Genomic DNA, 22,260 nt, shown 5'->3' on the forward strand with positions numbered 1-22,260 from the left:
GTCGAGGATGATCTGCCGTGCCYTGTGAATCACGAGAGCCGCACCGTGCTACAAGAGTTGGTGCACCGTGCGGCTCTCGTGATTCACARGGCACGGCAGATCATCCTCGACTTCGGGCAGGATATCGGGCGCATGACGGTGCTCAAGACGCTGCGGAGCCGACTGCGTTATCCACGAGGGACGCCATGCTGACCGTCAATCGGCGACACTCTATCCACAAGCAGTTCCAAGCGACACGCGATCGCCAGATATGTCGTGCCTGGCGGGTGGAAAGGCATGACAAAACGGGCCGTCAGCACCGATCAGCACGGTGGGTTTTGGCAATAACGGGCTTGCGAAAGCCAACTTGCACGGGGCGAATGATCAAAAAGTGCTCGCTGGCGGTGATAGGGAAAGTGTCGGCGCCGGCTTCACGGATTCAGGATATAGTGCATCATGGAAGATTAGCACTCATATGATCGGTCATGCTACTGATCGGGGGGGAGCTGAAACTCTATTAATCCGGGTAATAGAAAAGGTAATGCACAGTGATTAACACCAAAATTTACAAGGCGGTTTACGAACTGGCGGAAAAGCTGATGAAGGCTGCCGCCAAGGATGACAGAGAAACATTTGATGCGCTGTATGCCGAGTTGCAGGCAATCTGCATCGATAACGAGAACACCGATAAAGACCACCCGGAACAATGGGAAACCCTGGCGGATTTTACCGAAGAGCTGGAAGACGCGCTTGCGGGATACGAAAAAGCTCTGGAAAAAGCCAACGCCATTGATTCCAACGACCATTGCGCTTCCATTGGTTTTTCCATGGCGATGTTGCAAGCTGAGGCAGGCCAGACCGACGCAGCTATCGCCAGTTTACGACAGGCAGAAATCAGCGCGCAGGGCATTGAAGATGACGAGCTGAAAGCCGACATCGATGAACTGCTTGAGAAACTAACTACCGGCCAGGAACCCCATTTTGACCAATAACGATATTTTTCGCCGCATCCGCTACACCTTCGATTTAAAAGACAGCACCATTGTGGATATCTTCGCGCTGGCAGAAGTGCCCGTTACCCAGCCGCAGGTGACGGCCTGGCTGAAAAAGGATGACGACGATGCCTTTGTCACGATGAGGAACAAGGAGCTGGCGGCGTTCTTGAACGGGTTTATCAGCTTCAAGCGTGGCAAGCGCGAAGGCCCGCAACCCGAGCTAGAAGCGCAACTGAACAATAATATGGTGTTCCAGAAACTGCGCATTGCGCTGAACATGAAAGCGGATGATGTGCTGGACGTTTTTGAGTTGGTCGGACTGCCGTTGAGCCACCATGAACTCAGCGCCTTTTTCCGCAAGCCAAGCCACAAGAATTACCGTGAATGCAAGGACCAGATGCTGCGCAATTTCCTGCTCGGCATTCAGCGCCAGTTACGGCCAGCCCAGGAAGGCTCAGGCTCAAACGCCTGAAGGGCAGGTGGCGCGGAGAGCCAGCCCAGGCACTGGGCTTTGTTCCACTTCGTCACGATAGCTTGTGCTTTCAGGCCTATCCTTGCGGGAGGACTTGTGGGAGGAATAAGTGAGACAACGCATGATGATTGCCGTTATGGGGGCGTTGCTGGCGATGTCGACAGGTGCAAACGCGAACAGCCTTGATTTTGAAGCGCTGGCCTCTGCGCAAGCATCACGCCCGCTGCCCGCGCTGCAAACGTATGAAGCGCGGGACGGAACATCGCTCGCGTATCGCCACTATCCAAGTGACGCTCGTACTGCACTGATCCTCGTGCATGGCTCTGGAACCGACAGCAGGTACCTGGCAACGCTCGCTCATGAATTAGCCGCGTCAGGTGCTGCCAGTGTTTACACGCCGGATGTGCGCGGGCATGGTCCTTCGCCGGTGCGCCGTGGCGATATCGACTACATTGAGCAGCTTGAAGGTGACCTGGCGGACCTCATTGCCCATATCAAAGACACCAACACCGATGTCTCAAGGGTGGTCGTTGGCGGTCATTCATCCGGGGGCGGGCTCGCGGTACGCTTTGCCGGTGGGCAGCATGGTCACCTTGCCTCGGCGTATCTGCTGCTGGCGCCTTACCTTGGGCACGATGCGCCCACTGTGCGGGATAATTCCGGTGGTTGGGCCGAGCCAAGTGTCGCCAGGATTGTGGCGATCTCGATGCTCAACGCGATTGGCATCACGCATTTCAACGGGACGGATGTATTGCGGTTCAACTTGCCACCTGAATACTGCGATGGCTCAGAGACGCTCGCCTATTCATACCGGTTGATGAGCGGTTTTAGTCCGGCTGATTTTCGTCAGGCGCTGGGCTCAGTGCAGGTGCCCGTTCTGGTGGTCACCGGTGCTGAGGACGAGGCGTTGTATGCGGCTCAATTTGAGCCCGTGCTACGTCCGCTTGTGCCCCATGCGGACATCACCACGGTGGAAGGCGCATCGCACCTGGGACTAGTGGTCAGTGAAGAGGGTATCGCGACCGTTCGCCAGTGGCTTCAGGGATTATAGTGGGCAACAACAAGTGCGGGCGCTGCCCATAGATATTGGCGGATCTTTCAAATCCCCTAAAGAAACCTCGCCAGTTTCCGATATCTCTTTATATCGGACGAACGTTATCGAACCAATTTGTTCGACCGTCCTCAATGTATCGAGAATCAGCCATGCCCAAAAAACTCAGTTGCATCATCACGGCGGCACTGCTGTCTTTCAGTGCGCATGCCATGGCCCATACTGCCAATGAGGCGGAGGCCGCTGCGCTTGCCTGGTTGAACGCGATTGATAACGGTGACTACGAGCAAGCCTGGGAGACCTCATCGCCTATACTAAAAGCGCCGCTGTCACAGGGAATGCTGGCCCGCACCATTGAGCTTGTGCGCCGGGACTTTGGCGAAGTGGCCTCGCGCAAGCGCGTTCGTACCAGCCACCAGACGTCCATGCCGGGTGCGCCGAGCGGCGACTATATCGTCTTCACCTTCCAAACCGGCTTCGAGAACAGCGGACGTCGGCTCGAAACCGTTACCCCCCACCTTGAAAACGGCACCTGGCGGGTGAGCAGCTATTACGTGGAAACGCCATGATTTGCCCGCTACCAGCGCTGCATGCCTGGCGCATCAGCTTGCCCAGGTTTATTTCCCGATAGGGATAAAAATGCCAGGTTGGCACTAAATCGAGTCAATTTTTCCCGGTAAGGAAGTAAACGCTCCGCACCATCACCAATCCCGCCACAACTGCTATGTTGAAAGTACACCAACGCGGCAATATTACTTGTTCAGTAAATATACAGGGTGTAGCTTCTGTATATGTTGATTCCGATAGTGGATGTGCTGACATAACGGCTGCTTAACTAGGTAGCCAGGTAATGTTTCAGGACGCGAGGCGCGGGGAGAGTTGATATGCGAAGCCTTTCTCACAAATCCCCTTGGCTGTGGTTATCGCTGGCAGGTGTGCTGATGCTAGCGCTGTCGTTCGCCTGGCAGGCCACGGCGCAGACCTCATCGCCTAACGCCCTGGTCATGAACATTGAAGGGCCCATTGGCCCCGCCACCAAAGATTATCTTGAGCGCGGTCTGCGCAAGGCCCGCGAGCAGAACAGTGAGGTGATTGTCGTTGAGCTGGATACGCCAGGCGGCCTGGTCGACACGACGCGCGACATGATCCGTGAAATGCTGAATACCGACATTCCTGTGGCGATGTATGTCTCCCCCAGTGGCGCTCGGGCGGCCAGTGCGGGCACTTACCTGCTGTATGGCAGCCACGTTGCTGCCATGGCGCCAGCGACCCATCTGGGGTCTGCCACGCCGGTGCAGGTGGGCGGTTCCGGCTTTCCCGGCAGCGCTGATGAAGCGGATGACAACGCCGAAGGCCAACCGGAAGGCGAGAGTGAAGGCGCCTCTGGAGGCGAGAGCAGCGCCATGGAACGCAAGGTCATGGAAGACGCAGTGAGCTTTATCCGCAGCTTGGCCGAGCGTCACGACCGGAACGCTGATTGGGCCGAAGCGGCGGTGCGCGAGGCGGTCAACCTCACTGCCAATGAGGCACTGGAGCAGAACGTCATCGACGTGATTGCGCGGGACCTGAATGATCTGCTTTCGCAAATAGACGGCATGTCGGTGGTCATGGAGCGGGGTGACCGGACGCTGGAGACAGCCGACCTTGCCGTTGAACGCTTTGATCCGGATTGGCGCACTGAGCTGCTTTCGCTGATTACGAACCCCAATATTGCTTACTTCCTGCTGATCATCGGCTTTTACGGGCTGATCTTCGAGCTTTCGAGCCCCGGCAGCCTGTTCCCTGGCACCATCGGGGTTATTTCGCTGCTGTTGGCGCTCTTTGCCTTTCAGATGCTGCCGATCAATTACGCGGGCCTGGCGCTGATCATCGTCGGTTTGGCGCTGATGGTGGGCGAAGCGTTAATGCCCAGTTTCGGCGTGCTGGGGGTCGGCGGTATTGTGGCCTTTGTGCTGGGGTCGGTCATGCTGATGGATGCCGAGTACCTGGCCATTTCGTTGCCGTTGATTGGCGGCGTGGCGCTGGTATCCGGCGGGCTGATGCTGTGGACCTTGACGCGTTTTGCAACGCTGCGCCGACGCCCGGCCCATACAGGCGTGGAGCAGTTGATTGGCGCAAGCGCCATTGCCCTGGAAGATTTTGAGACTCGCGGCCATGTGCAACTGCACGGCGAGCGCTGGAACGCGGTGAGTAACGTGCCAATCAAGCAGGGAGACGAGGTGAAAGTGGAGCGCCTTGACGGCTTGACGGTTTACGTATCACCCCCGTAACGCCTGGCTGACCCTGCGTTACTCATCAATCACTGATCAATCGCTAGACGAGGTGTCCCATGTTGCTATCGTATTTAGTGCCTGTCGTGCTGGTGGTGCTGCTGATCGCCGCCTCCATTCGCATTTTGCCGGAATATAAACGGGGTGTGGTGTTCTTCCTGGGCCGTTTCCAGACAGTGAAGGGTCCGGGTCTGGTGATCGTGATCCCCGCCATTCAAAAGATGCAGGTGGTCGATCTGCGCGTTATCACCATGGACGTGCCCGAGCAGGACGTCATCTCTCAGGACAACGTCACGGTGAAGGTCAACGCCGTGCTTTACTTCCGCGTGATCGACCCGGAAAAGGCGATTATTCAGGTCGAGAACTTCTCACAGGCCACCAGCCAGCTTGCTCAGACCACGCTGCGTTCGGTGCTGGGTAAGCATGACCTTGATGAAATGCTTTCCGAACGCGATAAGCTCAACGACGACATCCAGGAAATCATCGATGCTCAGACCGATGCCTGGGGTATCAAGGTGGCAAATGTTGAGATCAAGCACGTGGATCTTGATGAGAGCATGATCCGCGCCATTGCCCGTCAGGCCGAGGCAGAACGCGAGCGGCGCGCCAAGGTGATTCATGCCGAGGGCGAGCTGCAGGCCTCGAGGAAGCTGGTCGAGGCCGCCAACGTGATGCAGGAAAACTCCGCCGCGTTGCAGCTACGCTACCTGCAGACCATGAGCGACATGAGCAACAAGAACGCCTCGACGATCGTCTTCCCGCTACCCATGGACATCATGGAGGCCTTCAAGGACATGAAAGCCAAGCATATGCCGCCTGCATCGGGTACGCCAAAAGACGACGCTTAAACGTCCCAGCTGGTGCTATAGAGAAGGGTCGACGCGGCGGTAAACGGCGGCAAGTACGCTATAGCACCCAAACGCTAGCAGGCCGGTGGCGACAAACCCAAAAAGCCATTGCCCGAAGGCCTGGCGCCGCAAGGTGTTAAACGCTTCCGCCGTGCCGCCTGCGGCGTTGGGGTCGAACTGGTAAGCGGCGATCATGAATAAACTACCCACGATCACAAAGACGAGCCCGCGGACCACCAGGCCGAAACGGCATATCGGGTAGGCCCAGGCTTGGGTGCGCGAAGGCATGGCGAAGTGTTTGTCAAATTTTGCCTTGTAGCCTTTGACGGCGTGGGCGATACCCGCACCGATGATGGCGATGCCGACAGCAGCCACCAACCAGCGGCCAAAGGGTTGCTGAATCAGCCAACTGACCATGCCTTCCGAGCCACCGCTTGAGCCACTGGAGGAACCGGACGAGAGAAAACGGAAGACAAGGCTGGCGGCAAAAAATGCCAGCAAGGTGTGGGTAATCGCACTGACAAACAAGCCTGCGCGAATCACCAGCCCTTTGGCACTGGTGCCGTGACGGTCGGGGTCCTTGAAAACTTGTATACAGCGCCACATGGCGTATCCAAGCAGCCCTACGGCGATAATGCCCAGCATCACCTTACCAAACGGCGCACCCAGCACGGCTTCCAGCGCGCCGCGGCTGCCTTCCGCCTGGCCGCCCTGATCTATGGCGGTGAGCGCCGCCAATCCCCCCACCAACACGTAAACCACGCCGCGTGCGGCATAGCCCATGCGGGCGAAGGCGCTGATGGCGTCGCGGTGGTCTGGCGTGGGCGTAGAGCTTGCCATGGTGTCCTCCTGACCGATAAGGCTGTTGCCAATTATCCATAAGCAACTTGAATGAGCGGCATCTATACTGTGTCTGCACTGTGTGATTGTCCAGCGTAGGCGCATCAGACCTTGGTGACCAGTTGAGCGGGGAGGCCTACCTATTTGCTTTTTTCATTGTTTGAGTAGCGCATGAATCCATCGTCTTCTCCAGTTTTCTGGCGCGATCAACGTATGCCCCATGTGGAACTGCGTAAAATCAGCGATGCGCGGCAAGTTTGCTATGCGCCTCACAGTCACGTGCACTGGTCGCTGGGCGCCGTTACGGAAGGCAGAAGTACCTTTAGTTACCGCGATACGACGTATCAGATTAACGCGGGTGACCTGGTGATGATGAACCCGCATTGGGTACATGCCTGTAACCCCATCGAGGATCAGCCCTGGGCGTACCTGATGCTCTACGTCGATACTGCGTGGCTGAGTAACTTGCGCTATCAGTTGGGGCTGCTTGAAGCGCCTAATTGGCAAGATATTGCCACCGCTGTGCTTACCCAACCTGCGCTTTTTGCAGCGTATTGCGATATGACGTCCTGCCTGCTGGATGAGCGGCAAGCGATTGACGATAAGCAAGCAGTACTAACTGAATACCTGTCTAGACTTATGCAGGTTCTTGCCCAATCGCCTCCAGCGGCATTGCCGGAAGCGCCCAGCACGCTAGAGCAGGTTGCCGCCTATTTACGAAGTCATTGCACCGCCGACATTTCGCTTGAAAGCTTATGCCAGCAGTCTGGCTACAGTGCGGGTCATCTAATCCGCGCGTTCAAACAGCAGTACGGGCTAACGCCCCATGCCTACTTGATTAATCAACGCATCCAGATCGGGCAAGAGGCACTAAAGCAAGGGCAACCGATTGTCGAGGCGGCGCTGAACGCTGGCTTTAATGACCAACCCCACTTTCAGCGGACCTTTAAGCGGCTGGTGGCAGCAACACCCAACCAGTACCGCTCTCCGCTAATCGATTAATAAGTAGATAGCGCTGGCGGCTAAACATCCTGCCAACAAGCGGTTAGCCGATAACAGAATGATAGGGCGGTGAACATAGCGTTTGAGGAAAGCGCCTGCGTATACCCAACTGGCAAGCGATAGCCAACAAATGGGTAGATAGAGCCCCGCGAATAGCCAAAGTTGGTAGGGGTCGTTACCGCTGGTATAGGCACCAATGCCAGCGGCAGACGCCAGCCATGCCTTGGGATTAAGCCACTGCATCATCGCGCCGGACATGAATCCTGGCGCTTTCTCGGCGCCTTGCTCATGCAAGCGTCCATCGTGCTGGAAAAGTTGATAGCTGAGGTAAAGCAAAAACAGGATGCCCGCCCAGCGTAAAATATCCTCCAGCAGCGGCACCACTTGCAGCAGCGAGTAAAGCCCTGCACCAATCCCTAAAAACAGGGCGATGAAACCTAGTGTGGCACCCGTTACAAAGACAAGGCCCTGGCGAATGGGGTGGTTCGTGCCGCTACTCAAGCAAACGATATTGACCGGCCCTGGCGAAATGGAGGCGGCAAGGGCAAATGCGGACATGGGTAGCAGCAAGGGCAGTAGTGAAGCGTTCATTATCGTCCTCCTTGGTAGTACAAGGAGTTTGCAGTGGCGTATGGCGAGTATATTGAACAAAATTGATCTGCAAATAGCTTTTTAGCTATTGTTAAGTATCTTTAAAGCTGGCAAGGGCGCTTTAAATTTATCGAAGGGAGGCAAAAACCATCGGCTTGCTGGGGGGCATGAGCTGGGAGTCCACGCAGACCTATTACCGTATGCTCAATCAAGGCGTGGCGGAGAAGCTGGGGGGCTTTCACTCGGCGAAAATAGTGCTCTATAGCGTGGATTTTGCCGAGATCGAAACGCTTCAACGCCAGGGCGACTGGGAGGCGATGGCGGACATCCTGGCGAATGCGGCTTGTTCGCTGGCGGCAGCGGGGGCGGATTTTCTGGTGATCGGCACGAATACCATGCATAAAGTAGCTGCCGAGGTGGAGGCCGCGTCAGGCCTGCCCCTTTTGCATATTGCCGAGGCAACCGCCGATATTCTGGCCCAGCAGGGGATAGACCGCGTTGGCCTTCTAGGTACCCAGTTCACCATGGAGCAGCCTTTTTACCGGCAGCGACTGGAGGCGCGGGGGATCGAAGTTATCGCGCCTGAGCCCGAGCAGCGTGAGGTCATTCATCGCGTGATTTACCAGGAACTCTGCCGGGGGACGATTAACCCCGCCTCGAAAGAGGCTTATCTGGACGTGGTGGCGACGCTTTCAGCGCGGGGCGCGCAAGGCGTGATTCTAGGCTGCACCGAGATTGGTTTGCTGATTAACCAGAGCGATACCCCGGTTGCGCTTTTTGACACCACCGAGATTCACGCCCAGCGTGCGGTGGCCTGGGCACTGGGTGATGGGGTGGCCTCCTGAACGCTTGCCGTTAGTGGCCAAACATCGACCAGCCGGTTTTCTGGACAAACATTTCGAGTGCCTGGGTGCCTAGCAGACTATTGCCGTAGGCATCGAGCCCCGGTGACCAGACGGCGATCGCCCCGTGGCCTGGCGCGATGGCCAAAATACCGCCCCCTACGCCGCTTTTTCCGGGGAGCCCGACGCGGAAGGCGAATTCCCCCGAGGCGTCGTAATGGCCGCACATCATCATCAACGAGTTGATCCGGCGGGCTCGCTGGGGGGCCACCACCCGAATACCGCTGGGTTTGTTGATACCATCTGACGCCAGAAATAGCCCCGCATGAGCGAGCTGCTCGCAGCTCATGGCAATGGCGCACTGGTGGAAGTAGGTGCCCAGCACTTTATCGACGTCATGGCGTAGATGCCCAAAGGCTTTCATGAAATGCGCGAGTGAGGCGTTGCGGTCACGGTGGGCCATCTCTGAGGCAGCTACCGCGTGGTCGAAGTAGATGCTGTCGTCATCGGCGATATAGCGCACAAAGCTGAGAATCTCGCCCAGGGTCTCTTTGGGTTCGTGCCCCATCATGATCGCATCGACCACTGCAATGGCGCCGGCATTGATGAACGGGTTACGCGGCTTGCCGCTTTCATGCTCTAACTGGACGATGGAGTTGAACGGATCGCCCGATGGCTCGCGGCCCACTTTCGACCACAGCGAATCACCCTCTTGCCCCAGCGCAATGGTCAGCGTGAATACCTTGGAGATACTCTGGATGGAAAAGGGCGTGGTCGCGCACCCCGCCGAGTACACCTTGCCGTCCACAGTGGCTAGCGAAATGGCAAACTGCTGCGGGTCGACGTGGCTAAGCTCGGGGATATAATCCGCTACTTTGCCACGCTCCTGTGCTTTCGCCATGGTGGCGGCAATGTCGTCGATCAAGGCTTGCATGGGCGTATCGTGACCGTCAGTTGAGGCGGGCAATAACCCTAGCGAAAAATCCCGGCGCTGTCTGCTGTTGCAGTCAGCAAGATTCGGGTCGGCAACTCGCCTGTGAGCGCTTAGGCTGTGAAGGTAACGTTTAGCGGTTGATCATAAGACAACGTGAGAGACGACAATGAACGACTATGAGCGTATCGAGAAAGCCATGGATTACATGGTGGCCCATGCGGCAACGCAGCCCAAGCTGGAAGCGGTGGCCGCCCACGTTCATTTGAGCGCCTTTCACTTTCAGCGGTTGTTCTGCCGTTATGCCGGGATCAGTCCCAAGCGCTTTTTGCAGGCACTTACGCTGGAGCGCGGCAAGCAACTGATGCAGTCTTCTACCTCGCTGCTGGATATTGCTCATACGTTGGGGCTTAGCGGCGGCTCGCGGCTTTATGATCACTTTGTGCAGCTGGACGCGGTCACACCGGGAGAGCACAAGCGCCAGGGGCAGGGCGTCGAGATTGCTTACGGCGTTCATGCCACGCCGCTGGGCAGCCTGTTCGTAGCGGTCACGCCGCGGGGTATCTGCCGTATGGGGTTTGTGGATGCCACCAGTGCCGACGAGTTACGGGCACGGCTTGCCAAAGAGTGGCCACTTTCCACGCTTCATCACGATCCTGACGCCACGCGTTTTGCGGTGGAAGCGCTTTTCAACAGGTCAGGCGATGTCTCTGCCACGTTGTCGCTGCATGTGACCGGTACCAACTTTCAAATCGCCGTATGGCGGGCGCTGCTGACCATTCCCGAGGGCCAGCTGGCCAGCTATTCGCACATTGCACATGCGCTGGGCACGCCCAAGTCGTCGCGGGCGGTAGGCAATGCCGTGGGCGCCAACCCCATCGCGCTATGGATACCCTGTCACCGGGTGATCCAACAAAGCGGCGCGCTAGGCGGCTACCGCTGGGGCCCCACGAAAAAGCAGATGGTGCAGGCCTGGGAGTTGGCGCAGCTGAATACGGCGGCGCATGAGTTTGAAGTGAGTTAACCAACCCCTTCGTTGCTTGGCCCCGTTGCGCTAGCTAACCCCTCCCGCTACAGTTTCGCTCTTATCCAACTGGGCGAGACATCTGCTATGGCCACATTGATGATCCAGGGCACCACCTCGGATGCTGGGAAGAGTACCGTGGTGGCCGGGCTGTGCCGTGCGCTGAAGCGCCGCGGTATCTCGGTGGCGCCATTCAAGCCCCAGAACATGGCGCTCAATAGCGCCGTTACCGAAGATGGTGGCGAAATTGGCCGTTCCACCGCGTTGCAGGCACAGGCCGCTGGCGTTAAGCCACACAGTGATATGAACCCGGTGTTGCTCAAGCCGGAAACCGACCGTGGCGCCCAGGTGATTTTACGCGGCAAGGTGCATGGGCATATGGATGCCATGGATTACCATGCCTTCAAGCGCACCGCCAAAGAGAGCGTGATGGCCGCGTGGCAGGCGCTGGAAACCCGCTTCGATGTGATTATCGCTGAAGGCGCGGGCAGCCCTGCCGAAATCAACCTGCGCCAGGGTGACATCGCCAATATGGGCTTTGCCGAAGCGGCTGACTGCCCGGTGATACTGGTGGGCGATATTGAGCGAGGCGGGGTGTTTGCTCAGTTGGTGGGGACGCTTGCACTGCTGAGCGAAAGCGAGCAGGCGCGTATGAAAGGGTTTGTGATCAACCGCTTTCGTGGCGACATGAGCTTGTTAACCCCAGGCATTGACTGGCTGACGGCACACACCGGCAAGCCGGTATTGGGCACCTTGCCCTACCTTCAAGGGTTGCTGCTGGATGCCGAAGACAGCATCGGCCTGACCCACGCGCCCACCCAGGGAGAATCGCTCAACGTGGTGGTGCCTGCGTTGCCCCGCATCAGCAATCACACCGATTTTGATCCATTGCGTTTGCACCCTCAGGTCAATCTCACCTTTGTCGGCGCAGACGAGCCGATTCCTGCGGCCGATGTGATTATCCTGCCGGGCAGTAAAAGTACGGCGAGTGATCTGGCATGGTTAAAGCGCCAGGGGTGGGATAGGGCAATTCAGCGCCACCTGCGCTACGGCGGCAAGGTGCTGGGTATTTGCGGTGGTTTTCAAATGCTCGGCGAATGGGTGGAGGACCCTGACGGCCTGGAAGGCAAGGCCGAGCGTGTCATGGGATTGGGGCTACTATCGCTCACCACGCGCATGGTGGCGGGCAAACAGCTACGCAATGTGGGTGGTGTAACAGTGGCTGAAGGGGCGAGCGTCACGGGCTACGAGATCCACAATGGCGTTAGCGAGGGCGCTGCGCTGGCGCAGCCGCTTTTTGATCTAGGCACCCACCTTGATGGCGCCGTCAGTGACGATGGGCAGGTGATGGGGACTTACCTGCACGGCCTGTTTGATCATTCCGAGGCTTGCCAGGCGCTATTAGCGCGCCTGGGCTTGTCAGCAGCCCAGCGTCTGGATTATCGCGCCCATCGCGAGCGAGAATTGGACCGTTTGGCCGATACGTTAGAGGCGCACCTGGATATCGAGGCGCTCATTGCTCTTTTGGGAGCTGGCGCGTCGCCATTACGGTAATCTCGACGTGGCAGCCACCACAGATATTGGGCGATTCGGTACAGGTTCTCGCAGGGTAGCGGCCCGGCTCGAAGAACTCGGCATAGACGCTGTCCATATCGTTGATAGTCATCAGGTCAGTCAGGTGAACGTCCACGCGTAGCGCGTCTGCCAGGCTGCCGCCTTCCATTTCCAGCATGCGTGAAATGGCGCGCATCACTAACCGGGTTTCTTCCTTGACGTCGCCCTTGGCCGCATGGCCGTTCGATAGGTCAGAAACCGTTAGCCCTGAAATAAACACATAGCGATCATCCATCACCATATGACTACCGGGGAAGCTCGGCGTTGGCATGGTGGGGTCGTTCATAAATTTCGTCATAATCATCCTTCTATGGTGCCTGGTAAACAATCCGACACGTTAACACTTGCTAGGTTCATGTTGCGTGGCGCTGTTAAAATAGCCGTGTTTACACTAGGCTTGCCGCTTTTGGCGAGCGGGGGACCTCATGAAAGTAATCCAAATAGACCAGGCAGCACAGCAGGATGCCTGCCTGGCACGGCTGTGTGCAGAGGTTTATGGCCAATCCGCCGGGCTGACGCCGCTCGTGGTATTTACCGGTACACGCAATGTACTTCTGGCCGAAGAAGCCGCGCGCTTGGTGGCGGCGGTCGACGGCGAAGGCAAGCCCCAGGCTCTCGCGCTGCTCGTGTTGGACGAAGAGGGCGAAGGGATGGCGCTTACCCACGCCTGCGATCTGGAGGCTCACCAGGCAAAGGCGTGGCTGGTAAATGAGTTGGCGCTAAAAGCGCCGCTGCGTGTTGATGCTAGCGACGCTGCACAGGAAGCGTTTTATCAGCAGTGCGGCATTAAGCGCTGGCTGGACGGTGCCGAGGGTCAGCGGATCGGGTTAGGCGCTCGTCACCCGGCCAATACCATCGAGCAGCTCACCGCGACGGTCACCCTCGACGAGGCGCTGATTTTACGCCGCTTCAAGCATGACCCGACAGCGTTTGAGCAGGCTAAACAGTTATTTGTCGATGGCCTGGCCCATTTCCCCGAAGCCTTTTAAAGGCCAATCACGCAGTGACCAGGCGGCTACTTTTTCGCCAGCTCGCGCATGGCGGTTTCCAGCCCTTCCATGGTCATGGGGTACATGCGGTCATCAATGATTTCGCGGATTAGTTGGGTCGAGTAGGTGTACTCCCATGCCCGGGGTGGCATCGGGTTAAGCCACGCCAGGCGCGGAAACGTTTCGCATAAACGCTTCAGCCACACGCCGCCCGCTTCGTCGTTAAAGTGCTCTACGCTACCGCCGGGGTGGGTGACCTCATAGGGCGACATGGCCGCGTCACCGACAATCACGACCTGGTAATCCGCGCCGTAGGTGTGCAAAACATCCATGGTCGGAATCCGCTCGTTACCCCGACGCATGTTGTTTCGCCAAACCCCTTCGTAAAGGCAGTTATGAAAGTAGTAGTGCTCCAGGTGCTTGAACTCTGAACGGGCGGCAGAGAAGAGTTCTTCGCAGACGCGAATATGATCATCCATCGAGCCGCCCACATCCAGAAACAGCAGCACCTTCACCGCGTTATGACGTTCTGGGCGCATCTGGACGTTGAGTAGCCCGGCGTCCTTGGCGGTTTCGCGAATGGTGCTATCCACGTCGAATTCTTCAAGCGCTCCCTGGCGGGCAAACTTGCGCAATCGACGCAGCGCCATTTTGATATTGCGCGTGCCCAGCTCCAGCGAGTCATCGTAGTCGCGAAAGCGCCGCTCGTCCCATACCTTGGTGGCGCGCCGGTGGCGTGAACCGTCCTGACCGATGCGAATGCCTTCGGGGTTATAGCCGTAGGCGCCAAATGGGCTGGTGCCGCCGGTGCCAATCCATTTGTTACCGCCCGCGTGGCGTTCTTTCTGCTCTTCCAGGCGTTTTTTAAATGTCTCAATCAGCTCTTCGAGGCCGCCCAGGGATTCGATCTTGGCTTTCTCTTCGTCCGTCAGTTGCTTCTCGAACTCACGGCGCAGCCAATCGTCGGGGATCAGCGCTTCAATGGCGGCGTCCATGTCCTCAAGGCCTTTAAACCAGGCGGCAAAGGCACGGTCAAAGCGGTCGAAGTAGCGCTCGTCCTTGACCATCACCGTACGGGCCACCTGATAAAACGCTTCCATATCGGCAAATACCACGCCGCGCTCTACCACGGCGTGAAGGTCGAGCAGCTCGCGCAGCGAGACCGGCACGCCTGAGCGTTTTAATGTTTCAAACAAGCCGATAAACATGGCTTAGCGGCCTCTGCCTTTCTGGCGACGGATCATGAACGCCAGGCGTTCAAGCAACTGAGTATCCTGCTCGTTCTTGACCAGCGCACCGGCCATGGGCGGCAGCGCTTTTGCCGGGTCGCGGTTATAAAGCGCTTCCTGAGCCAGCTCATCAGCCATCAGCAGTTTCAGCCAGTCCACCAGTTCCGAGGTTGAGGGCTTTTTCTTCAGTCCCGAAGCATCACGCAGGTCGAAAAAGACTTCCAGGGCTTCGCTGACCAGCCGGGGAGCGATGTCCGGAAAGTGCACATCGACAATTGCCTGCATGGTCTCGCGGTCGGGGAATTCGATATAGTGAAAAAAGCAGCGGCGCAGGAACGCATCCGGCAGCTCTTTTTCGTTGTTGGAGGTGATAACGATGATCGGGCGATACTCGGCGCGGATGGTTTCGCCGGTCTCGTAAACGTGAAACTCCATCCGATCCAGCTCCTGGAGCAGGTCGTTGGGGAATTCGATATCGGCCTTGTCGATCTCGTCGATCAGCAACACCACCCGCTCACCAGTGCTGAACGCTTCCCAAAGCTTGCCGGGCTTGATGTAGTTGGCGACGTTCTCGACCCCTTCCACACCCAGCTGTGAATCGCGCAGGCGGCTGACGGCATCGTACTCATAAAGCCCCTGGGCTGCCTTGGTGCTGGATTTGATGTGCCATGTGATCAACTGGGTACCGAGCGACTCTGCCAGTTCTTCGGCCAGCAGGGTTTTGCCGGTGCCCGGTTCGCCCTTGATCAACAGCGGACGCTCTAGCACCACGGCAGCATTGACTGCCTGCTTGAGCGCATCAGTGGCAATATAGGAAGAGGTGGAATCAAACGCCATGGAAGGAGCCTCGGCTTGTCGAATGCGTGTTAAAGGATTCAAACAAGTGTACGTGAGGGCTATCCCAAGGCCAACAGCCTTCTCTGGCGTGTTTTTGTTTACCCTTGCCAATTCGGCGGCACGATGCCTTGGCGCTGCATTTGCCGGTAGATCGTGGGCCGAGAAACCCCTAGCGCGCGAGCCACGGCGCTTATGTTCCAGTGCTGCTCCTTGAGAGTTGTCAGCAACGTGGGATCGGTGTCGTGATTCATTTCCGAAGCCGGGGGAGATGCCTGCCGTGTTATGCGTTGGCTAAGGCACTGATCGGGCAGATCATGAACGGTGATTTCGTCGCTTTCCGAGGTGGCCAGGGCAAACGCCAGTGCATTTTTTAGCTGGCGGATATTGCCCGGCCAGGCGTAGGCGAGCAGGGCGCTGATGGCATCGGCCCTTAGCCTGGGTGAGGCGTTGCCGCCGCGTTCGCTGACCACGTCGTTAAACACCTGGCGAATCACGTAGAGCTTATCGGCACGTTCACGCAGCGCGGGCAGGCGCAGTTGAGCCCCGTTTAGGCGGTAGTAGAGGTCTTCGCGGAACTCGCCCTGCTGAATCATTGACTCGATATTGCGGTGGGTGGCGGTAATGACCCGAATATCCACCTTCACAGGGGTATTGGCACCCAGCGGCATGACCTCCCGTTCTGCCAGTACGCGCAGCAGCCGGGTTTGTAGGGCCAGCGGCATATCGCCGATTTCATCCAGAAACAGTGTGCCGCCGTGGGCCTGGGGAATCAGCCCGCGCATTCCCTTGGCGCGCCCGCCGGTAAAGGCGCCGGGTTCGTAACCAAACAGCTCGCTTTCGATGAGCGCTTCCGGGATTGCGGCGCAGTTCACCGCAATAAACGGATAGTTGGCGCGGTTACCGCTTTCGTGGAGGGCGCGGGCGATGACCTCTTTGCCGGTGCCGGTTTCTCCGCTAATCAGTACATTGACACTGGTTTCATTACGCAAACGTTCAGCGAGCTTCTGTACCTTGCGCATGGCAGGGTCATCCGCGCCTAAGCGTGCCAGCGATTCTGGCAGTGAGGCACTGGCCGGTTTGGCCGGCTGACTCGAGCGGGGGCGCTTGGGTTCCAGCAGGCTAATAAAGTATATGGTGTTGCTGGCGCGGGCCCGAAAAGCGCGGAGCTGGTCGTCGGTGGCGCTGTTGATGCTCAAGACATCGGTAATTTCGCACTCGAATAATTCGCCTAGCATGGGCGTAGGGTTTGTCGACCAGGGTGGCCAGCGACGCTGGTGTTCGGCGATCAACTCACGGCCTATCGCATTGGCGGCAATCACTTGCCCGTTCTCTTCAATGGCGATGAGCCCGCGTCCGTTAACGTGCACAAATTCCCGCGACGTATCCAGACGCACCATCAGACAGTCTCGATAGCGCTGTAAAAAGTAAGCGTCTTCAATCATGCGTGCGTAGAGCGTCACCAGCGAAAGGCTGAAATTCTGGCTCTCACGCTGAGTAGGCGATTGCAGTGCGGATATATCCAGCACGGCCATTACATTGCCCTGGGGGTCGGCAATGGGCGCGGCGGTGCAGGTGAGCGAAATATGCGAGGCGTCGAAGTGTTCCTGGCGGTGACAGATGATCGCCTGGCGGTCGTGCAGGCAGGTGCCTACGGCGCAGGTGCCTGCAAAGCGCTCGTCCCAGTCAGCGCCCAAGTAGAGCCCGGCCTTGCGCAATTGCTGATCCTGGCGTGGGTCGCCGCGAAACTCGACCGTGATACCGCGTTGGTCGGTTAGCAGCAGGACATAGCCAAGCTGGGAAATTTGTCCATAAAGCTGTTCAACGCCCGCCCGGGCCACGTGCAGCAATTCATCCACCGATTCACGATGTTCCAGCAATGTCTGTTGTGGCACGACGCGCGCGGGTCGTGGTTGAGTCGGGTCCAACTGGTATTCGTTCAAGCAGCGCAGCCAAGAATGGCGAATCATTTCCTGGGCGGGTGTATGGGGCGAATCCAGGCCTTCGCCGAGCTGAAACACATGCTCAATATGCTGGCGCTGAACGGATCGTAGCTGCGCAGGCAGGGGCGAGTTGGTCGGCATGGTATTCCTCACGTCGCGCTTTGTTGTTGTCCTTCCAGACTATGCGCTTTGGGTAAGGTGTCAACGCGGCTGAATTACACCGTTAGTCGCTAGTTACACCTGTAACGCCCGGGTGTAAAGGGTGTGACAGGTGTACACCTCTGCGGTGTTTTATAACTGCCTTTTATTTCTCGATTTATCAGTGTCTTAGGTGGTCTGTAAGGGACTTGGCACGGCGGGTGCTTAGGAATTGTTGAATCATGGCTGATTCAACAATAACAAACCTGACCTGGAGTACCGATATGACACAGCCAACCGCCACGGCCATTGTACAAGCATGGCTGACCAACGTTGACGCCGCTCTGCAAGCCAAGAATATTCAGCAGGTAGTCTCTCTATTTGGCGATGAGTGCTATTGGCGCGATTTCCTTACCTTTACCTGGAATTTAAAAACCTGTGAAGGTAAAGACGAGATTCAGGCCATGCTGAACGCAACGTTGGATAATGCGCGTCCGTCCAACTGGCAGCTTGAAGGCGAAGCAACCCAAAATGGCGATATCGCCGAGGCGTGGTTCACCTTTGAGACCGCGGTCGCCAGCGGCAAAGGCTACCTGCGGCTGAAAGAGGGGAAGTGCTGGACACTGCTCACCACGATGCAGTCCCTGCACGACTTCCCTGAACCCCGCAATCACAACCGCCCCAAAGGCACTGAGCACGGCGCCAATAAGCAGCGTGAAACCTGGCTGGAAGCACGACAGCGCGAAGAAGCGGAACTTGGCTACACACAGCAGCCTTACTGCGTGATTATTGGCGGCGGCCAGGGCGGTATCGGCTTGGGCGCGCGACTGAAGCAGATGGGCGTGCCGACCATTATTATCGAGCGCAACGAACGTGCCGGGGACTCCTGGCGAAATCGCTATAAGTCGCTCTGCCTGCATGATCCCGTCTGGTACGACCACCTTCCCTATATTCCTTTTCCTGAAAACTGGCCGGTGTTTGCGCCCAAAGACAAGGTGGGTGATTGGCTGGAGATGTACACAAAGGTGATGGAGCTCAATTATTGGAGTTCCACCGAGTGTCAGAATGCACACTTCGACGAAACCGCAGGCGAGTGGGTGGTAAACGTGAAGCGCAACGGCGAAGCGATCACTTTGCGACCCAAACAGCTCGTCATGGCCACCGGGATGTCGGGGATGCCCAATGTGCCGACATTTACCGGTGCAGAAAGCTTTAAAGGCGAGCAGCAGCACTCCAGCCAGCATCCGGGGCCAGACGCTTACACTGGTAAAAAGTGCGTCATTGTGGGGTCGAATAACTCCGCCCACGATATTGCCGCGGCACTTTGGGAGCACGACGCCGATGTGACCATGCTGCAACGCTCATCCACCCATATTGTGAAGTCGGATTCGCTGATGGAGGAAGTGCTGGGGCCGCTCTACTCCGAAGAGGCGGTGGCGAGTGGCTTAACCCATGACAAGGCTGATCTGATTTTTGCTTCGATTCCCTACAAGGTGCTGCCGGACTTTCAGCGCCCGGCGTTTGAGGCGATCAAACAGCGCGACGCCGAGTTCTATCAGAAACTCGAAGATGCGGGCTTTATGCTCGATTTTGGTGACGACGACTCGGGTCTGTTCTTGAAGTACCTGCGCCGGGGCTCGGGTTACTACATCGATGTGGGCGCCTGTGATCTGGTCGCCAGTGGCGATATCAAACTGCGCAGCGGCGTAGGGATAGAGCGCATCAACCCGCACTCCATCACGCTTACCGATGGCAGTGAGCTAGCAGCAGATTTGATCGTTTATGCCACCGGCTATGGCTCCATGAACGGCTGGGCAGCCAGACTTATCTCCCAGGAGGTGGCGGATAAAGTCGGCAAGTGCTGGGGCTTGGGCTCCGACACCACCAAAGACCCCGGCCCCTGGGAGGGTGAGCTGCGCAACATGTGGAAACCCACCCAGCAGGAGGCGCTGTGGTTCCACGGCGGCAATCTGCACCAGTCGCGGCACTACTCACACTATCTGGCGCTGCAGTTGAAAGCCCGCATGGAGGGGCTGGCAACGCCTGTCTACGGCCTGCAGCCGGTGCATCACACGTCTTAACAGGAAGGGAAAGCCATGCGCCAGTCAAGCATGCAAGCAGCATTTCAGAGCAAGAGTGTGCACTGCATCATCATGACTCGCTTGACGGAAAAATTGATCGTTAGTGGTGCGCATAAGTTCTGGAAAAAAGGTGAGCGACAGAGGATAGTAGAGCTTTTATTTTATAACTAATTGATTGTTAATGATTTTTAAAATAGTGGCACGCTTGTCGCTATATAGTTGGGTGTAAGGCAATTGAAAAGAGTCGAGCACGATTGACGTTGTGATTGAAACCGACTTTCCCTTCATTGCCTATATCGCAGCCGTTTGGCTTGCGATACACCGAGTGAGCTGGCGTGCTCCACCTGGGTCCCCTTCGGGGGACTTTTTTTTGCGTGTAATTCAGCCCTCTCTCTTCTCTGCATATTTTGTGCTTAATATTATAACAAAATGTTACGTGACGTTTAGAAACAGTGTTCGTATACTCATTACTGTACAAGTTATCGAAGCGTCGCCGATGGTATGAACGTAGACGTTGTAGACGTGAGTGATATGTGACGCTTGATAACGGACTCCAAGCGAAAGTTGAGAGGATGACCCTGATGAGCCAATTCAAAATTGTAACAGCCGCTGTGATTACCGCTGGCTTTGCCATGGCAAGCCAAGCCGCGCTTGCGTACACCGCGGGTGATGTTTTTGTTCGCGGTGGGGTCGCTAAAACGGACATCGCTTCCGACGACACCAATGCAGGGGGAGCAGACTTCGACGTTGAAAGTGAAAACGGCTATAGCTACGGCGTTGGTTATCTGTTCCATGACAAGTTCGGCATCGAGCTTAACAGCGGTGAAGGCTTTGAGCATGACCTGACGACGGCCGCCGGTAATGCCGGTAGCGTCGAGCGTCTTCCGGTTAATGCGCTGTTCAACTACTACCCGATGGGCGGTGTCGATTCGCGTATTCAGCCTTACGTAGGTGTGGGTCTTAACTACACCAACTTCTACAGCGAAGACATTGGCCCCGGTGTCAAAGTCGACGACAGCTTTGGTGCCATTGGCCAGGCGGGTCTTGATCTGGCCGTGACCAACAACATCATGCTTAATGGCTATGTCAGCTATGCTGATGTGGACGCCGACATTACATCCAACGGTAACAACGTTGGTGCTGTTGACATTGATCCGGTGACCGTTGGTGGTGGTGTTACCTACCGCTTCTAATCGGCCATATCGAACGCCCATCGTTGCGTTAGCCTAGCTAGAACAAACGCCCAGCTCAGCTGGGCGTTTTTGTATCGGGCGTATACGAGTATTGGCTAAGGGGTCAAGTTATCCGGCCCCTGGTCGGTCACGGCAATATTGTCTTCAATACGAATACCACCGCAGGGCATGCAGTGATCCACCAGCGTCCAGTTGATGGGCAGCGATGTCTCTCGCAGAGGGGCTAACAGCATGGGAATGAAATAAAGCCCGGGCTCGATGGTCACGACCATGCCGCTGGAAAGCGTACGCGTGAGACGAAGCGCCGGATGTCCGTTGGGCGCCGGAGCTGCAGTGCCGTCTGGATGGCGTAAACCGGCCACGTCATGCACCTGTAATCCCAGCGAGTGGCCCAACCCATGCGGGCAGAACGCGCGCGTCACGCCTTCATCGATAGCCTGTTCGCGGCTGCCTCGGAAGAGGTCATGGGTAATGAGAATATCGCCCAGCCGCTGGTGCATTTGCTCGTGCAGCGCGATGAAATCCGTACCCGCTGTAACACCTTGAACTAGCTCGTCTTTAAGGTCGTGCACGGCGCCCACCAGCTCGCCGAATAGCGCCGGGGCATCTGGTCCGGCGTGGGTGCGGGTAATATCCGCGCAGTAACCACGAAAGCGTCTTCCGGCATCGACGAGCAGGCTATGGCGTCGCCTGGGCGGGCTTGTGTCGTAGTGTTGGTAGTGGAGGACGCCCGCGTGGTCGTTCAGGCCGATAATATTCTGGTAGGGAACCGCCGACTCGCGCTGGCGGCTAGCTGCCAGGTAGGCAAGTTGGATATCCAGCTCGCCGGACGCGCCCAGGAAGGCTGCCTGGGCGGCCTCGTGTCCGGCGATCGCGAGCCGGTTGGCTTCACGTAGGCAGGCGATTTCATAGTCAGACTTGACGATGCGAAGCTCGTCCAGGCGATTCAACAAGGTGGCAGGGTTCAGTTGCGCCTTCAGGCTGGCGCTGGGTAACTGTGCCACATCGCCAATAATTGCGGCGTGGCCATCCAGCGCGGGGCTGACGTGGTCGCTGCAGAGGTGGATATCGAATTCGTCGACCCAGGGTTCTTCGGGAAGCCGGGTCGGCAGGTGCCAAAAGTCCGCCGGGGCATAGAGGTAAAGTTGTGGCCGCTGATGAGGGCGTATCACCAGCCAGCTATGTTGCACGTCGGCCAGTGGCACCCAGTGCATGAAATGACCGTAGGTCTGGAAGGGGGGTGCCTGATCGTCGGCAAAGTAGGCGTTGGTGTGCCCGCTGTATATGGCCAGGCTGTCGAGCTGGTGCTCGTCAAGCAAGGCAGTATAGTCGCGCTGCAGGCGTGTCAGGTGCTCTTGCTGTAACCGATGTAGTTGCGATGACATGCAGGGTCT

At 57.3% G+C, this 22,260-nt stretch carries 21 protein-coding genes and 1 pseudogene; 14 read left to right on the top strand and 8 right to left on the bottom strand.

Annotated features, from left to right (window positions below; translation table 11 throughout):
* The 7 genes and pseudogenes from B7L15_RS19690 to B7L15_RS12205 form a co-directional block, all read left to right on the top strand.
* Positions 1-192, top strand: a pseudogene (locus B7L15_RS19690) (hypothetical protein); the annotation flags it as partial.
* Positions 193-527: 335 nt separating this feature from the next.
* The gene (locus tag B7L15_RS12180) at positions 528-971 is read left to right on the top strand and encodes a Replicative DNA helicase (protein WP_085919236.1); all 444 of its coding nucleotides are present in this window, start codon (positions 528-530) and stop codon (positions 969-971) included.
* Positions 961-1,446 carry a DUF1456 family protein gene (locus tag B7L15_RS12185; protein WP_085919237.1) on the top strand — a complete coding sequence of 162 codons (486 nt, stop codon included), beginning with the start codon at positions 961-963 and terminating at the stop codon, positions 1,444-1,446. The genes B7L15_RS12180 and B7L15_RS12185 overlap by 11 nt, the downstream gene beginning before the upstream one ends.
* A gap of 121 nt (positions 1,447-1,567) precedes the next feature.
* Entirely contained in the window at positions 1,568-2,497 is a 930-nt protein-coding gene (locus B7L15_RS12190; protein WP_085919238.1) for an alpha/beta hydrolase, read from the top strand.
* 152 nt (positions 2,498-2,649) lie between these two features.
* The gene (locus B7L15_RS12195) at positions 2,650-3,066 is read left to right on the top strand and encodes a DUF4019 domain-containing protein (protein ID WP_085919239.1); all 417 of its coding nucleotides are present in this window, start codon (positions 2,650-2,652) and stop codon (positions 3,064-3,066) included.
* A gap of 315 nt (positions 3,067-3,381) precedes the next feature.
* Complete coding sequence (locus B7L15_RS12200; RefSeq protein WP_085919240.1) at positions 3,382-4,767, top strand: NfeD family protein; 1,386 nt, start codon at positions 3,382-3,384, stop codon at positions 4,765-4,767.
* 59 nt (positions 4,768-4,826) lie between these two features.
* On the top strand, positions 4,827-5,615 hold the full coding sequence (locus tag B7L15_RS12205; protein ID WP_085919241.1) for a slipin family protein: 789 nt from the start codon (positions 4,827-4,829) through the stop codon (positions 5,613-5,615).
* A 15-nt stretch (positions 5,616-5,630) separates the two neighbouring features.
* Here B7L15_RS12205 and B7L15_RS12210 read toward each other — a convergent pair whose 3' ends face one another.
* Positions 5,631-6,455, bottom strand: coding sequence for a DUF1206 domain-containing protein (locus tag B7L15_RS12210; RefSeq protein ID WP_085919242.1), 825 nt, complete (start codon positions 6,453-6,455; stop codon positions 5,631-5,633).
* Between the two features lie 171 nt (positions 6,456-6,626).
* On the opposite strand from B7L15_RS12210, the gene B7L15_RS12215 reads away from it, so the two are divergent.
* Positions 6,627-7,457 (top strand): AraC family transcriptional regulator, encoded by an 831-nt coding sequence (locus B7L15_RS12215; RefSeq protein WP_085919243.1) that lies wholly within the window; start codon positions 6,627-6,629, stop codon positions 7,455-7,457.
* Here B7L15_RS12215 and B7L15_RS12220 read toward each other — a convergent pair.
* Positions 7,446-8,048 carry a LysE family translocator gene (locus B7L15_RS12220; protein ID WP_176243683.1) on the bottom strand — a complete coding sequence of 201 codons (603 nt, stop codon included), beginning with the start codon at positions 8,046-8,048 and terminating at the stop codon, positions 7,446-7,448. The genes B7L15_RS12215 and B7L15_RS12220 overlap by 12 nt on opposite strands.
* Before the next feature lie 125 nt (positions 8,049-8,173).
* Here B7L15_RS12220 and B7L15_RS12225 point away from each other — a divergent pair, with 125 nt between their 5' ends.
* A complete protein-coding gene (locus B7L15_RS12225) occupies positions 8,174-8,893 on the top strand; it encodes an aspartate/glutamate racemase family protein (protein WP_254902937.1) in 720 nt (239 codons plus the stop codon).
* Positions 8,894-8,903: 10 nt separating this feature from the next.
* Here B7L15_RS12225 and B7L15_RS12230 read toward each other — a convergent pair whose 3' ends face one another.
* Complete coding sequence (locus B7L15_RS12230) at positions 8,904-9,824, bottom strand: glutaminase (RefSeq protein ID WP_085919245.1); 921 nt, start codon at positions 9,822-9,824, stop codon at positions 8,904-8,906.
* Between the two features lie 166 nt (positions 9,825-9,990).
* On the opposite strand from B7L15_RS12230, the gene B7L15_RS12235 reads away from it, so the two are divergent.
* Positions 9,991-10,845: a bifunctional transcriptional activator/DNA repair enzyme AdaA gene (locus tag B7L15_RS12235; protein WP_085919246.1), complete on the top strand. Its 855-nt coding sequence runs from the start codon at positions 9,991-9,993 to the stop codon at positions 10,843-10,845.
* Positions 10,846-10,932: 87 nt separating this feature from the next.
* On the top strand, positions 10,933-12,399 hold the full coding sequence (locus tag B7L15_RS12240) for a cobyric acid synthase (protein ID WP_085919247.1): 1,467 nt from the start codon (positions 10,933-10,935) through the stop codon (positions 12,397-12,399).
* Here the strand turns inward: B7L15_RS12240 and B7L15_RS12245 are convergent.
* Positions 12,359-12,757, bottom strand: coding sequence for a RidA family protein (locus tag B7L15_RS12245; RefSeq protein ID WP_085919248.1), 399 nt, complete (start codon positions 12,755-12,757; stop codon positions 12,359-12,361). The two genes, B7L15_RS12240 and B7L15_RS12245, sit on opposite strands and share 41 nt — an antisense overlap.
* Before the next feature lie 127 nt (positions 12,758-12,884).
* Between B7L15_RS12245 and B7L15_RS12250 the strand changes: the two genes are divergently transcribed.
* Positions 12,885-13,448 carry a hypothetical protein gene (locus B7L15_RS12250; protein WP_085919249.1) on the top strand — a complete coding sequence of 188 codons (564 nt, stop codon included), beginning with the start codon at positions 12,885-12,887 and terminating at the stop codon, positions 13,446-13,448.
* 26 nt (positions 13,449-13,474) lie between these two features.
* On the opposite strand, the gene B7L15_RS12255 is transcribed toward B7L15_RS12250, so the two are convergent.
* From B7L15_RS12255 to B7L15_RS12265, 3 genes are all read right to left on the bottom strand, one after another.
* Entirely contained in the window at positions 13,475-14,656 is a 1,182-nt protein-coding gene (locus B7L15_RS12255; protein ID WP_085919250.1) for a vWA domain-containing protein, read from the bottom strand.
* Between the two features lie 3 nt (positions 14,657-14,659).
* Positions 14,660-15,514, bottom strand: a complete 855-nt coding sequence (locus tag B7L15_RS12260; protein ID WP_085919251.1) for an AAA family ATPase — start codon at positions 15,512-15,514, stop codon at positions 14,660-14,662.
* A 98-nt stretch (positions 15,515-15,612) separates the two neighbouring features.
* Positions 15,613-17,595, bottom strand: a complete 1,983-nt coding sequence (locus B7L15_RS12265; protein WP_085919252.1) for a sigma-54-dependent Fis family transcriptional regulator — start codon at positions 17,593-17,595, stop codon at positions 15,613-15,615.
* 281 nt (positions 17,596-17,876) lie between these two features.
* On the opposite strand from B7L15_RS12265, the gene B7L15_RS12270 reads away from it, so the two are divergent.
* Together B7L15_RS12270 and B7L15_RS12275 are read left to right on the top strand one after the other, a co-directional pair.
* Entirely contained in the window at positions 17,877-19,673 is a 1,797-nt protein-coding gene (locus B7L15_RS12270; protein ID WP_085919253.1) for an NAD(P)/FAD-dependent oxidoreductase, read from the top strand.
* 581 nt (positions 19,674-20,254) lie between these two features.
* Positions 20,255-20,866 (top strand): OmpW/AlkL family protein, encoded by a 612-nt coding sequence (locus B7L15_RS12275; RefSeq protein WP_176243684.1) that lies wholly within the window; start codon positions 20,255-20,257, stop codon positions 20,864-20,866.
* A 95-nt stretch (positions 20,867-20,961) separates the two neighbouring features.
* Here the strand turns inward: B7L15_RS12275 and pepQ are convergent, their stop codons facing one another.
* The gene (pepQ, locus tag B7L15_RS12280) at positions 20,962-22,251 is read right to left on the bottom strand and encodes a Xaa-Pro dipeptidase (protein ID WP_085919255.1); all 1,290 of its coding nucleotides are present in this window, start codon (positions 22,249-22,251) and stop codon (positions 20,962-20,964) included.
* Positions 22,252-22,260: the final 9 nt, after the last annotated feature.

Origin of the sequence: Halomonas sp. CSM-2 (genome assembly GCF_002119345.1) — a bacterium.
GTDB lineage: Bacteria > Pseudomonadota > Gammaproteobacteria > Pseudomonadales > Halomonadaceae > Vreelandella > Vreelandella janggokensis.